General features: G+C 72.2%; 13 protein-coding genes and 1 pseudogene. 4 read left to right on the top strand and 10 right to left on the bottom strand.

What is annotated here, in order from left to right; translation table 11 throughout:
- Positions 1-6: 6 nt before the first annotated feature.
- The 3 genes from ADL34_RS14745 to ADL34_RS14735 form a co-directional block, all read right to left on the bottom strand.
- The gene (locus tag ADL34_RS14745; RefSeq protein WP_062668433.1) at positions 7-1,257 is read right to left on the bottom strand and encodes an acyl-CoA thioesterase/bile acid-CoA:amino acid N-acyltransferase family protein; all 1,251 of its coding nucleotides are present in this window, start codon (positions 1,255-1,257) and stop codon (positions 7-9) included.
- A 108-nt stretch (positions 1,258-1,365) separates the two neighbouring features.
- Positions 1,366-3,090, bottom strand: a complete 1,725-nt coding sequence (locus ADL34_RS14740) for an acyl-CoA dehydrogenase family protein (RefSeq protein WP_062668434.1) — start codon at positions 3,088-3,090, stop codon at positions 1,366-1,368.
- Between the two features lie 96 nt (positions 3,091-3,186).
- On the bottom strand, positions 3,187-3,744 hold the full coding sequence (locus tag ADL34_RS14735; RefSeq protein ID WP_062668435.1) for a PadR family transcriptional regulator: 558 nt from the start codon (positions 3,742-3,744) through the stop codon (positions 3,187-3,189).
- Positions 3,745-3,913: 169 nt separating this feature from the next.
- Here ADL34_RS14735 and ADL34_RS14730 point away from each other — a divergent pair, with 169 nt between their 5' ends.
- A complete protein-coding gene (locus tag ADL34_RS14730; protein ID WP_062668436.1) occupies positions 3,914-5,290 on the top strand; it encodes a pyridoxal phosphate-dependent decarboxylase family protein in 1,377 nt (458 codons plus the stop codon).
- Between the two features lie 7 nt (positions 5,291-5,297).
- Here ADL34_RS14730 and poxB read toward each other — a convergent pair whose 3' ends face one another.
- The 3 genes from poxB to ADL34_RS14715 form a co-directional block, all read right to left on the bottom strand.
- Positions 5,298-7,040 carry a ubiquinone-dependent pyruvate dehydrogenase gene (gene poxB / locus ADL34_RS14725; RefSeq protein ID WP_062668461.1) on the bottom strand — a complete coding sequence of 581 codons (1,743 nt, stop codon included), beginning with the start codon at positions 7,038-7,040 and terminating at the stop codon, positions 5,298-5,300.
- Positions 7,041-7,097: 57 nt separating this feature from the next.
- On the bottom strand, positions 7,098-7,886 hold the full coding sequence (locus ADL34_RS14720) for an acetoacetate decarboxylase family protein (protein WP_062668437.1): 789 nt from the start codon (positions 7,884-7,886) through the stop codon (positions 7,098-7,100).
- A gap of 236 nt (positions 7,887-8,122) precedes the next feature.
- Positions 8,123-9,211: an alcohol dehydrogenase catalytic domain-containing protein gene (locus ADL34_RS14715; RefSeq protein WP_079034173.1), complete on the bottom strand. Its 1,089-nt coding sequence runs from the start codon at positions 9,209-9,211 to the stop codon at positions 8,123-8,125.
- Between the two features lie 109 nt (positions 9,212-9,320).
- Here ADL34_RS14715 and ADL34_RS14710 point away from each other — a divergent pair, with 109 nt between their 5' ends.
- Positions 9,321-10,214 (top strand): LysR family transcriptional regulator, encoded by an 894-nt coding sequence (locus ADL34_RS14710; protein WP_062668438.1) that lies wholly within the window; start codon positions 9,321-9,323, stop codon positions 10,212-10,214.
- 37 nt (positions 10,215-10,251) lie between these two features.
- Here ADL34_RS14710 and ADL34_RS14705 read toward each other — a convergent pair.
- Positions 10,252-10,602 (bottom strand): annotated as a pseudogene (locus tag ADL34_RS14705) (N-acetyltransferase); the annotation flags it as partial.
- 80 nt (positions 10,603-10,682) lie between these two features.
- On the opposite strand from ADL34_RS14705, the gene ADL34_RS14700 reads away from it, so the two are divergent.
- The gene (locus ADL34_RS14700; RefSeq protein ID WP_199835574.1) at positions 10,683-11,084 is read left to right on the top strand and encodes a VOC family protein; all 402 of its coding nucleotides are present in this window, start codon (positions 10,683-10,685) and stop codon (positions 11,082-11,084) included.
- Positions 11,081-11,587, top strand: a complete 507-nt coding sequence (locus ADL34_RS14695; RefSeq protein WP_062668439.1) for a DUF664 domain-containing protein — start codon at positions 11,081-11,083, stop codon at positions 11,585-11,587. The genes ADL34_RS14700 and ADL34_RS14695 overlap by 4 nt, the downstream gene beginning before the upstream one ends.
- A 25-nt stretch (positions 11,588-11,612) precedes the next feature.
- Here the strand turns inward: ADL34_RS14695 and ADL34_RS14690 are convergent, their stop codons facing one another.
- The 3 genes from ADL34_RS14690 to ADL34_RS14680 all read right to left on the bottom strand — a co-directional run bounded on the left by ADL34_RS14690 (position 11,613) and on the right by ADL34_RS14680 (position 12,735).
- Positions 11,613-12,020 (bottom strand): DUF3224 domain-containing protein, encoded by a 408-nt coding sequence (locus tag ADL34_RS14690; protein WP_062668440.1) that lies wholly within the window; start codon positions 12,018-12,020, stop codon positions 11,613-11,615.
- Between the two features lie 80 nt (positions 12,021-12,100).
- Complete coding sequence (locus tag ADL34_RS14685; protein ID WP_062668441.1) at positions 12,101-12,478, bottom strand: hypothetical protein; 378 nt, start codon at positions 12,476-12,478, stop codon at positions 12,101-12,103.
- Positions 12,478-12,735, bottom strand: a complete 258-nt coding sequence (locus ADL34_RS14680; RefSeq protein WP_062668442.1) for a hypothetical protein — start codon at positions 12,733-12,735, stop codon at positions 12,478-12,480. Before ADL34_RS14680 ends, ADL34_RS14685 begins: the two co-directional genes overlap by 1 nt.
- Positions 12,736-12,806 lie beyond the last annotated feature (71 nt).

Raw genomic sequence — 12,806 nt, 5'->3', positions numbered from 1 at the left:
GGGCCGTCACCGGTCCAGGAGACGCAGGATCCGGGGCCAGCTGTCCGCCTTCGCCCGGGCGTCGGCGGCCTGCGTGCCGCCCAGATCCCCCCACCGGTCCGCCGCCGGGTCGTGGATGTATGTGCCGGCGGCCTGGTAGGGCACTCCGGATACTCCATGCCCGGCACCCTCGTAGACGAGCGCCCCGTGCCGGGTGCCGGAGGCGTTGGCCCGTCCCGCGATGCTCTCGGCGGCGGCTGACGAGAGCCACAGACGGTCCTTGTCGCCGGCCACGGCCAGGACCGTGCCGCGCACGCGGTCGAGCGGGATGGTCTCGAACCGCACGGGGCGGCCCGCACGCGTCCAGCTCACGTGGTCGTGCCCCGGGAAGACGGTGCGGGTGCCCGGTGCCAGCGCCACCGCGTCCCGGACGAGGTCGGGGTGGTACTGGGCGAGCAGTTGCGCCGCCTCGCTCCCGCGCGATCCGCCCACGACCGCCAGCCCGTCCCGTTCGGCGCCGGACCTGCTGCGCAGCAGGCGCGCGGCCCGGACGAAGTACTCGAGCTCGATGTCGCGCAGTTCCTTCGGCCGGCCCGCGCAGGCGAAGTAGCACAGGGACAGCGCCGGGTGGCCGCGCGAGGCGAGAAGGGCGGCCTCCCCGTCGAAGGAACGTCCCCCCTCCGAACCGCCGAACAGCAGGACGGGGGCCTTGCGGGCGGCGCCGGACGGCGGCAGGAAGAGCAGGGCGTCCATGCGGTCGTCCTCGACGGTGAGCCGCTCGTGCCGGACCCCGTCGGCCCGCCACCGCCGGGTCACCGTGCGGTGCGCGATCTCCCGGTCGCCGCTGCGCACCGCGAACCGCACCTCGTACGACGGCTGCGTGGTGGGCGGGCCTGAGGCGAACCAGCTCTCGTCCGCCCCCCCCTTGCGTGGGCGCATCGACCAGAACAGTCCCATTCCGTCGGTCTCCTGGAACGTCCCGCTCAGCGGGCGGCGTCGCGACAGGTCGACGACGCCGTCACCGTCGGCCGTGTACCGGGCGCGGCCCGACCATTCCATCCCCTTGCCGTCGACGGCCCGGGACGTGACGGTGACGGGCTCCCCGGCGTGCAGCCCGGTCACGCGGAGGTGGACGGGCTCGTCCACGAAGGCCGCCGGCCGGTCCACCTCGATCCGGGCACTGGTGCTCGCCTTCGGCGGCCCCTCCGCCGTACAGGCCGCACTCGCCAGCCACGACACCAGCACGGCACCGAGCGCCGTGCGAACCCCCGTACGCATATGGGCACACCCTTACGCAGTGCACCTCGATGGATCAAGCCACTGGCCCGGGAGCCTCCGCCCCCGGGCCAGGGTCGGGTCAGGTCGGATCAGGGGCCGACCGCACCCTCAGGGCATCATCTCGTACGCCCCCGACAGCGCCTCGACGCGCTGCCAGACGCGCTCCGAGCGGTCGCCGTCGACGACCGGGCGCCGGACCGCGCCGAGGGCCCACCGCTGCTGGTCCTCGGTCGCGGAGTCCTTGCCGTGCAGTTCGACGGCGTGGGTGGAGAAGTCCCGTACGAGGACGGCGAACAGCTCGTCGAGGACGTCCTCGTCGAGGTCCGACAGGGCGGCCTGCTCCAGGACCAGCTGCCCGTGCACGACGAGCGCGAAGAGCTGCCCGACGGCGAGGAGCAGGTCGAGGTCGCGGCTCTGCTCCTCGTCGGGTGCGGCGGAGCGCACGAACTCGCAGAGCGCGTCGGCCTGTTCGCGGAAGCGGGTCACGTTGGCCAGGTGGGCGTAGGCGTCGAAGGCCGGCCGCCAGTCGTGGAAGCGCACCGAGCCGAGGCCGCGGGCCGGGCCCTGGCGGAAGAGGAAGTCGTCGTCGGCGGCGTCGAGGCGGGTCGGGACGGGCTCGTACGCGACCGGGTCGAGGAGGTGGTTGCGCATGAACTTCAGGATGAGGGCCAGGTTGACGTGGACGGTGCCCTCGAGCTTGGGCAGGCCGCGGATCTCGACGGCGGCCTGGGCGAAGTAGTTGTCCTTCTCGAAGCCCTTGGCCGCGATGACGTCCCACATCAGGTCGATGACCTTCTCGCCCTCGGTGGTCACCTTCATCTTCGTCATCGGGTTGAAGAGGAGGTAGCGGCGGTCGTCGGGGCCCGCGGTGCGGAAGTAGTCGACGGCCCGGTCGCTGAACAGCTTCATGCCGACCAGCCGGACGTACGCGTCCGTCAGTTCGCGGCGCACGTGCGGGAAGGCGGTGACGGGACGGCCGTACAGGATGCGGTTCTGCGCGTGCGTGACGGCCTCGTACATGGCGTGCTCGCAGATGCCGATCGAGGCGGTGCACAGGTTGAACTTGCCGACGTTGACGGTGTTCAGCGCGGCGTCGAAGGCGGCCCGCCCGGTGTGCAGGACGTCCTCGGCCGCGACCGGGTAGTCCTCCAGGCGGAATTCGCTGACGTACTTGGAGGAGTCGACGACGTTCTTCACGAGGTGGTACGCCGGGCGGCGGCTGTCGGCGGCGAAGAAGACGTACCCGTCGGGGCCCTCGACGTCGGTGCGGCGGCCGAAGACGGAGACGAGCCCGGCGGCGTTGCCGTTGCCTATGTAGTACTTGGAGCCGCTCGCCCGGAAGCCGCCCTCGCCGTCGGGCTCCAGGAGCATGTCGGTGGAGTAGATGTCGGCGCCGTGGGCCTTCTCCGACAGGCCGAAGGCGAACACCTCGCCCTGGGAGAGCAGTTCGGCGGCCCGGGCGCGTGCGGCGGCGTTGTCGCTCTGCCAGACGGGGCCCAGGCCGAGGATGGTGACCTGCCAGGCGTACCAGTAGTCCAGGCCGTAGAAGCCGAGGATCTCGTTGAGCGCGGCGATGCGGGCGGTGTCCCAGCGCTTGTCGCCCTCGCCCTCGCCCGCGGCGGACGCGGGGGTGAGGAAGGTCGCGAAGAGCCCCTCCTTCGCGGCGAAGGCGAGGAAGTCGCCGAGCCAGGCGCGGGTGCGGTAGTCCTCGATGATCCGGCGCTTGCCGCGCTCCTCGAACCAGTCGACGGTGGCGCGCAGCAGCCTGCGGGTCTCCGGGTCGAAGTGCGCGGGGTCGTAGGTCCGCGGGTTGAAGAGCAGCGCGTCGGCCATGGAAGCCGCCTTTCGGCTGGGAGGGGTGAGGGTGGGTCCGGGCCGGGGCCCGGGAGGGCCTGCTCCGCAGGTCGGTCGACGGTGCGGAAGCACCGGTCAGTCGCCGGTGCGGAAGCGGGCGAGTGTGGCGAGGACGTCGTCGAGCCAGGCGATCATCATCTGCTCGTAGGCGATGCCGCCGCGCAGGACGACGTGCTGGAGTTCCCGTTCGGCGTCGAGGCCGCCGTCCGCCGGGGGTGTGCCGAAGTCGCGGGTCTCGCCCGCGCGGTAGTGGGCCAGGCGGGCGGTGTGGGCCTCGCGGTGCCGCTCGACCTCGTCGATGAGGGCCGCCGGGTCGGAGAAGGCGGCGCCGCGCACCTTGACGGCGAGGTCGTGGCGGACGCTCTCGGGCTCGGTCGGTTCGCCGAGCCATGCGGAGAGCGCCTGCCGTCCCGGTGCGGCGACCGAGTACTCCTTCTTGTCGGGACGCCCGTACTGCGGGACGTCCCGGACGTCGACCCAGCCGTCGCTCTCCATGCGCTTGAGCACGCGGTAGATCTGCTGGTGGGTGGCGGTCCAGAAGTACCCGATGGAACGTTCGAACCGCCGGGCCAGTTCGTAGCCGGAGCCCGGCTTCTCCAGCAGGGAGACGAGGATCGCGTGCTCGAGCGCCATGCCCCCGATCCTGCTATGCACCTCGTTGCATAGCAATGTGGGCGGGGTGAGACACCGGTCACGCGGTGCCTGTCGTCCCGCTCACGCCCGCTCACACGCCGTTCCAGGGACGCGATCCTCCCCGATCGGCCGCTTCCGGACGTCCCGGCGGGCTGGTTACGGTGCGGCCATGGACGAGCTGACGCCGATCCTCCACCACGCCGCCGAACAGGCCGCCGACTACCGCCGCTCACTGTCCGAGCGGCCGGTGGCGCGGCCCGTGGACCACGCGGCGCTGCGGGCCGCCTTCGCCGCGCCCCTCGACCGCCCCGGCACCGACCCGCGCACGGTGATCGACGAGCTGGTGGCCGCAGCCGGTCCGGGGCTCGTCGCGTCGGCGGGGCCGCGCTTCTTCGGGTTCGTCGTCGGCGGCGCCCTGCCCGCCGCCACCGCCGCCGACATCCTCACCACCGGCTGGGACCAGAACGCCTTCAACGCCGTGCTCTCCCCCGCCGCGATCGCCGCGGAGGCGGCTGCGGGAGAGCGCCTGAAGGAGCTGCTCGGCCTGCCGTCGACGGCGTCCGCCGGGTTCGTCACGGGCGGGCAGGCGGCCAACACCGCCGGTCTCGCGGCGGCTCGCCAGCACCTGTTCGCCGAGGCAGGCTGGAACGTCGGACGCCAGGGCCTGGCCGGTGCCCCGCGCCTGCGGGTGGTCGCGGGTGAGGAGCGGCACGCCACCGTCGACCGCTCCCTGCGGCTGCTCGGCCTCGGCACCGACTGTCTCCAGCCGGTGCGCACCGACGACTGCGGCGCGCTCGACACCGAGGACCTGCGCCGCGTCCTGGCCGCCGACCCCGACGCGCTCACGATCGTGTGCGCGCAGGCCGGCAACGTGAACACCGGCGCCTGTGACGACCTCCGGTCGGCCTGCGACCTCACGCACGCGGCCGGGGGCTGGGTGCACGTGGACGGGGCCTTCGGCCTGTGGGCGGCCGCGAGCCCGGCGACCCGGCACCTCGTCGACGGTGTCGAACGGGCCGACAGCTGGGCGTGCGACGGGCACAAGTGGCTCAACGTGCCCTACGACTGCGGGTACGCCTTCTGCTCCCGCCCCGCCGTCCACGCCGACGCCCTGTCCTACTCCGCTTCCTATCTCACGCGGGCCGAGGCGACGCCGGCCGGCGGCGCCGACTACACCGCCGAGTCGTCCCGCCGCGCCAGGGGGTTCGCCACCTGGGCGGCGCTCCGCGAGCTCGGCCGCGACGGCGTCACCGAACTCGTCGACCGCTGCTGCGCGCTCGCCAGGCGCTTCGGCGACGGCCTGTCGGCGGCGGGCTTCGACGTCGCCAACGAGGTGACGCTCAACCAGGTCCTCGTCGGGTTCGGGTCGGACGCCCGCACGGACGCCGTCGTCCAGGCGGTGCAGGAGGACGGCACCTGCTGGGTGGGGGCCACGACCTGGCGCGGGCGGCGGCTGATGCGTATCTCGGTGTCCGGTCATGCCACGACCGAGGCGGACGTCGACCGCTCGGTCGCGGCGATGGTGCGGCAGGCACGACGGCTTTGACGTTTCGTCACAACAGGGGCAGCTGCCGCAGATTCGTCTTGGCCAGTTCCACGATCTCGTCGCCCCGGCCGGTGAGGATCGTGCGCGTGGCGAACAGGGTGAAGCCCTTCATCTGCTCGAACGTGATGTTGGGCGGCAGGGACAGCTCCTGGCGGGCGGTCCGTGCGTCCACGAGCGCGGGCCCTTCGTGGGCGAACGCCTTCTGCATCGTCTCCTCGAGCTGGTCGGCGCGGTCGACGCGCGCCCCGAAGAGGCCGATCGCTCGGGCGATCGCGCCGAAGTCCAGGTCCTCCAGGTCGGTCCCGTAGTTGACGATGCCCCCGGCCTTCATCTCCAGCTCCACGAACGACAGGGCCCGGTTGTTGAAGACGACGACCTTCACGGGCAGGTCGAGATGGCGCAGCGTGATCAGCTCGCCCAGGAGCATGCTGAGCCCGCCGTCCCCGCACAGGGCCACGGCCTGCCGCGCGTTCCCCGACGCGCACTGGGCGCCGATGGCCTGGGGCAGGGCGTTCGCCATGCTGCCGTGGTTGAACGAACCGATGAGCCGGCGCCGGCCGTTCATCGTGAGGTAGCGCGCCGCCCACACGGTGGGGGTGCCGACGTCCGCGGTGAACACGGCGTCGGCGGAGGCGTGCCGGTCCACGGCGGCCGCGACCTGCTGCGGGTGCATCATCGACGCGGACGGCTTGCCCTCGGTGAGGTCGTCGAGCCGGGAGCGCACCGTGCGGTAGTGCCCGGTGAGCTTGTCGAGGAACTTCGTGTCGTCCTTGGCCCGGATGAGCGGCAGCAGGGCGGCGGCGGTGTCCTTGACCGTGCCGACCAGCGGCACCTTGACGCCGACCCGGCGTCCGATGTGCTCCCCACGGATGTCGACCTGGACCACCGGGACGTCGGGGGCGGGAAAGAACGGCCGGTACGGGAAGTCCGTGCCGAGCATGAGCAGGGCGTCGCAGTGCTCCATCGCCCGGTACCCGGAGCTGTAGCCGATCAGACCGGTCAGCCCCACGTCGTACGGGTTGTCGTACTCCAGGAACTCCTTGCCGCGCAGCGCGTGCACGATCGGGGACTTCAGCGCTCCGGCCAGCGCCATGACCTCGTCGTGGGCGCCCTGGCATCCGGCCCCGCCCAGGATGGTCACCCGCTCGGCCCGGTTGAGCACGTCCGCGGCCGCCTCCAGGGCGGCGGAGTCCGGGGTGACGTGCGAGGCCGTGGCCCGCACGGGGTGCGAGAACGCCGTCGCGTCGCCGCGGGCGAGCAGCATGTTGCCCGGGACGACCAGGACGGAGACGCCCCTGCGCTCCAGGGCCGTGCGCATCGCGATCCGCAGCAGACGCGGCACCTGCTCGCCGGTCGCGGCCAGTTCGGCGTAGACGCTGCACTCGCGGAACAACTCCTGGGGATGGGTCTCCTGGAAGTACTCGCCGCCGATCTCGTCGGCCGGGATGTGCGCGGCGATCGCCAGGACCGGCACCCGGCTGCGCTGCGCGTCGTACAGACCGTTGATCAGGTGCAGGTTTCCGGGACCGCAACTGCCCGCCACCACCGCGAGTTCACCCGTGAGCGCGGCCTCCCCGGCGGCGGCGAAGGCGGCGCTCTCCTCATGGCGTACGTGCGCCCACCGCACGGTGCCGTTGCGGCGCAGAGAGTCCGTGAATCCGTTGAGGGAGTCGCCGGGGAGACCGTAGACGCGGCGCACTCCGGAGGCCGCGAGGGCCTCTACCATGCAGTCGGCAACTGTCGTGCTCATCTGGCGCACCTAACTGTTTCGTGTGCTGGCGGGAGTTCAGAGGGCACGGCGCCCCCGTCAGGTGAGCGGAAAGACCTGCGTCACGTTGTAGGACATCGAGCCCCGGAATCCCATGCCCGCACGCACCGGGCGGAGATCGGCGAGTTCCTCGCGCGGTGCGTCGAAGAGCTCGATCTCGCTGCTGCCGATCCATACGTCCGCCAGTTGCTGATCGCCGTATTCCATCCGCACCAGTTCGTGGACCGCCGGCTTGTCGTACTTGCCCACTTCGAGCGTCGGGAAATGCCGCAGATTGATGGTGTCCCGGCTCAGCAGAGGCGTCGGGTCCTCCAGGGGCTTCTCCAGCGTGACCCTCGCCTGCGCGAGCGTCCGCTCGTCGCAGGAGACGCTGGCGCCGAAGCGCGCGCCGGGCGACAGCGTGGGCGACGCCTTCCCCGGTGAGGCGAAGACCCGGGTCTGGTGCACCTGCCCGATCTTCTTCGGGAATCCCTGCACCAGCCCGCGTGCCAGCGCGTGGTGGTTGTCGACATAGATGTACGGGCACCATGAGACGGGCTGCCCGTCGTAGTGGGCGTCGACGAGGACGAAGAACTCGCGGTACTGGCTGTAGACCGGGTCGAGGTATTCGTCGTTCTCCCCGTTGAACTGCCAGTCGAAGAAATAGGCGACGACCCGTCCGGACGATTCCGGATCAGGGGTCAGCCCCTCGGGGAGCGTGGCCTCCGCGGCGGCGGGATCGGTGAAGAATTCGACCCCGATGACGTCTCCGGAGTAATGCCAGGGGGGTGCCGGGGCCTCGTTCGCTTCGCCCTTCGGAGAAAGCGGGACAGTGTATCCCTTGAGCATGGGTACCTCCAGCTGGATACAGAGGGAAACAGGCATGTCGCGGCATGCGAAAGCGCCCTTTTCCCCATGAGAGGCGTACCGGTACAAAGTAACTTGGATGCTCAACCGTTGCCTGGGGAGAACCGAGGGCGGGGCATCGTCGCTGTCGCCGAGTGATGACGGTGACGGGCATGTCGTCGCTCCCCGCAAATGGGTGCGCTCAAGCGCCCGTTGCCGTCGGAGGCCGGCCGGGTCCGTCAGCCGGTGCGCGGGGTCAGGGCGGTGCGGTCGAACGGGCCGGTGTGGGCGGCGGCGTGCGTGACGGCGTCGACGACGGCGTCGAGCGGGAACGACCGGACGCGTTCGGGGGCGAGATCCAGTGCGCCGGAGGCGAGGAGCCGGATGAGGCCGACGTTGGCGGTGCGCGGCGCCATCCACTGGCCGCGCACGGTGATCGAGTTTCGCATGATCCAGGGGTAGGGCAGCGCGAGGTCGTCACCGCCGAGCATGCCGACGCCGCCCATGAGGACGACACGGCCGTACTCCCGGACGGTCATGGCCGCCGCGCGGGCCGCGGAGCTGGGTGCGCTCGGCGGGAGCAGGTCGATGACCATGTCGATCGGACCGTCGGCCGCCGCGGACATCGCGGCGCGGTCGGCGGCCTCCTCCCCCGTCAGCGTGACCGGACGGACGCGCGGTCCGAACCGGTCGACGAGGAGGGCGAGGGCGTCCCGGTTGCGGCCGGGGACGACCACGCGGCCCGCCCCCATCGCGAGCCCGACCGCGACCGCGCTGCTGCCGAAGTTTCCGGTGGCGCCGCTGACGAGCACTGTCTCTCCGGGCCTCAGCTCGCCGGCGGTGAGGCCGCCGTAGGGCACGGCATGCACCGCGAGCGCGGCCCAGCGGGCCGGGTCGTCACCCGCGGCGGAGGGCAGCGGGAAGACGTTCTCCGTCGGGACGCGCATCAGCTCGGCGAAGGAACCGTCGTGGAGGTGCCGGGCGAGTGCGGCACCTCCGTCACCGCGGGAGCTCCAGCCCTGGAGCGCTATGTCGGGCGTCAGGGCGTCGTCCCGGGAGCGCACCGTGGGATCGCACCAGACGAGGTCGCCGGCGCGCAGCCGGGTGGCGTCCGGGCCGGTGCGCACGACGCGTCCCACGCCGCCCAGGCCGGGGACGACCGGGGGGACGAGGGGGTAGTTCCGTACGCCGCCGAAGACCTCGGCCGCGTACGGGAGCACACAGGTGCCCAGCACTTCCACCAGCACCTCCCCGCCCACCGGCTCGGGATCGGGCACCTCCCGCACGGTGAGCGGGGCGCCGAACTCCGTCAGAACCGCTGCTCGCATGTCATGACCTCCGCATCCGTCCCTGTCAGCGGGACACCGGGGTCGACGCTAGGCACCGCCAAGCCATGCCGGAAGCGACGATCGTGCATGCGTGGTATGCGTATACGGCATGGATGTCTCCAGTTCGGCCCTGCGGGTCCTGCAGCAGATCGCGGAGTCCGGCAGCTTCACCGCGGCCGCCGCGCGGCTTGGCTACACGCAGTCGGCGGTGTCGCGCCAGGCCGCCTCGCTCGAGCGCGGCGCCGGCACGGCCCTGTTCGAACGTCGCTCCGACGGCGTGCGGCTCACTCCCGCCGGGCTGACCCTGCTGCGGCACGCTCGCACGATCCTGGACACGCTCACGACGGCCGAGCGCGACCTGACCGGCGCCGCCCCGCGCACCGAGGTCGTACGGCTCGGGGTGTTCCTCAGCGCCGGGTCGGCCATCCTGCCCGTCATGCTCGGACGGCTGGCGGCGTCCCGTCCGCACCTCACGGTCACGACCGTCGAGGGCACCACGCCCGGCCTGACCCGGGCCCTGCGGGCGGGTTCCGTCGATCTCGCCGTACTGACGTCCCGACCGCCCCACCGGCCGCCGGACGGCGAGTCGCCCCGGCTGCACACCGAGACCGTGGAGGACACCGAGCTGGTCGTGGCGGTTCCCTCGGGCGGCGCGTTCGCGGGCCGCAGCGCCGTTCACGTCGACGAGCTGGCCGACGCGCCGTGGATCGCGGCGCCGTCGTCGCGGTCCGAGCCGCTGCTCGGCGTCTGGCCGGGTCTGCCGGCCCGGCCGCGGATCGTGCACTCCACCCGTGACTGGCTGACGAAGCTGCAGCTGGTCGCGGGCGGCTTCGGCGTGACGACGGTGCCCGCCCGCCTGGCACCGCTGCTCCCGCCCGGGGTGAGCCTGCTGCACGTCGAGGGCGCGGCTCCCGAGATCCGCCGGATCCTGGTGGCCCGTCTACCGGGCCGCGCGACCCCGGCCGTCACGGCCGTCACCCGGGCGATCATGGCCGCCGTCTGACGATTTCACGTGGCGGGCGGTGTGGACGGGGCCCTCGTCAGGGTCGCCGCCCCCGCGCTCCGGCTGTCACCTGGCAGGCCTTCTCCATGAGGGCGAACGACTTGGGCCCACCGCCGGGTTGGGGCTTGCCGGCCTCGTGACCGACGACCCCGTAACCGGCGTCCAGGTAGTAGGCGTGCAGTCAGGCGTCGCCGGCCAGGCAGTCCAGGCGTACGAACGCCCGGCCCGTCTCGGCCACGCGCCGCTCGGCCGCCCGCAGCAGGGTGCGGCCCGTCCCGGGCGGGGCGGCGGCGCGGTCCACCATGAGCCGGTGCACGTAGCCCGCGACCGGTGGCTGTGGTCCCCAGGCGTCCTCGTCCTCCCACCACAGCTCCCACGCTCCGGCCACCGGACGCCCCTCCGAGGCCCGAATGCGATTTCCCCGGTCGGCTATGCATCGGGCGTCCCGGTAGGACATCCTCGGTCTCCGTGACCCATACGACATCCGAAACCCCGTGGCCCGGAAAGATCAGCGCCCTCACCCTCTTCGTGGAGGACCTGGAGGCCACGAAGCGCTTCTACCGCGACGTGTTCCGTCTGCCGGTGACCTACGAGGACGACGACTCGGCTGTCTTCGACTTCGGGAACACCGTCATCAACCTCCTGCGGTCCACCGCGGCGCACGAGCTGATCGACCCCGCGCGCGTCGCCGAGCCGGACGCCGGCTCCCGTCTTCAGCTCACCCTTCCCGTGGGCGACGTGGACGCGATGTGCAAGGAGCTGGCCGCCCGTGGCGTGACGCTGCTGAACGGCCCCATGGACCGGCCCTGGGGCATCCGTACCGCCAGCTTCAGGGATCCGGGCGGCCACATCTGGGAGATCGCACAGTGACCGAGCCCGCGAAGAGCGAGCTGCACGCCCTGTTGTCCTTCCTGGACGCCCAGCGTCGCCACGTCCTCGGCATCCTCGACGGGTTGGAGCCGGAGGCACTGCGGCAGCCCGTGCTGCCGTCGGGATGGAACTGCCTCGGGCTCGTCCAGCACCTGGCGCTCGACGTCGAGCGGTTCTGGTTCCGGGCCGTCGTCACCGGCGACCCGGCCGTCATCGAGGCCCTGGACGACATCCAGGACGCCTGGCAGGTGGCCCCCGGCGTGCCGCACACCGAGGTGCTCGACCGGTACCGCACCGAGGCGGGCCTCTCCGACGCCGTCGTGGCCGCCACGGACGCGGACGCCCCTCTGGCCTGGTGGCCCCACCACCTCTTCGGCCCACCGCACCTGCACACCGTCCGGGACGTCCTGCTGCACGTCATCACCGAGACGGCGTGCCACGCCGGGCACCTCGACGCGGCACGCGAACTGCTCGACGGCCGACGGTGGTTGGTCCTGACCTGACCCGCCGGCGCGCCGATCGCGGTCCTCAGCCGAGTGTGTAGTCGAACCAGATGCGGTGCGTGCCGTCGGCGTCCACGGCCATCCCTCCGGCACCGGTGATCCCCGCGAGTTCACCGGTGCCGCTCGACGGCACGACGGTGAAGAACTCGGCCGTGCGGTCGCTGCCCGAAGTGGTCGCCGAGTGCACGAAGTTGAAGGCGCCCTCCCGTCCGTGCAGTGAGCCTTCGAACGACTCCATGGCCACATAGGTGCCGACGCCGGTCGCCTGGTCGAACGCGGCCGTGAACAGGGTCGCCGAGCGCCCGACGACCTCCCCCTCGTAGCTCTTCTCCATCGTCGCGACCCCCACGGGCAGCCCGGTGGACACCTCCGGCTCGGGCTTCAGCTCGGTCGGAACGAACGCCTTGACGGTGAAAGTTGCCGTAGCTCTCATGCTCCGACCGTAACGAGAGGGTCTGACAGTGGCGGCTGGATCACCGGGGCCCCCGGAACCCGCAGATGCGCCGCCCCCGCTCAGGTCGCCGTGGGCCAGCCGCGCAGCAGCGTCGCTATCCGTCCGGCCGTGCACGTCGGGTCCAGGAGCAGGTCCTTGAGAGCCACGGCGTGCTCGCGGGCCGGCTTGACGGTGATCCCCGCCGCCTCCAGGTACATGACGCCGGTCGCGGCCGCCACGGCCATGTTGGAGCGCTCCAGCCAGCGGCACCGCCCGAGCGTGTGCACCAGGGCCGCGGCCTTGGCGTAGGGGCTGTCGTAGACGGGCTGCTCGAACAGCTCGGCCCGGTGCCGGGCGACCGCCGAGACGGGGACACCGTAGTCGTCGGGCGCGGGGTCGTTCGCCCCGGCGATCTCGGTGACCTGCAAGATCCAGGGGACGTCGATGTGCAGGTCCATCAGGCGGCGCGCGCTCCCCCGGCGGCCTGCGCCTGCCCGGCGCCCTCGGCCCCCTCCTCGGCCTCGTCGAAGATCGCCTGGTGCTCCGCGAGGAACCGTCCGGCGGCCTCCACCGCGCGGGCGCGCAGCCCGCTCGCGTCGTCCTGGACCAGCCGGGCGAGGTAGTCCCCGACGCTCAGTCCCAGGTCCGCGGCACGCTTCTTCGCGAGGTCCGCGATGTCCTCGTCCACGCGCGCGCCCAGCTGTGTCTTCGCCATGCGGGCATGGTAACAGCTGTTACCACCCGCCCGGAAGACCCGCGTCTTTCCGCCACGACGGGCGCCACCCG

This window comes from Streptomyces sp. NRRL WC-3605, from assembly GCF_001509795.1.
Classification (GTDB): domain Bacteria; phylum Actinomycetota; class Actinomycetes; order Streptomycetales; family Streptomycetaceae; genus Streptomyces; species Streptomyces viridochromogenes.
This window is presented reverse-complemented; position numbering and strand designations above follow the sequence as displayed.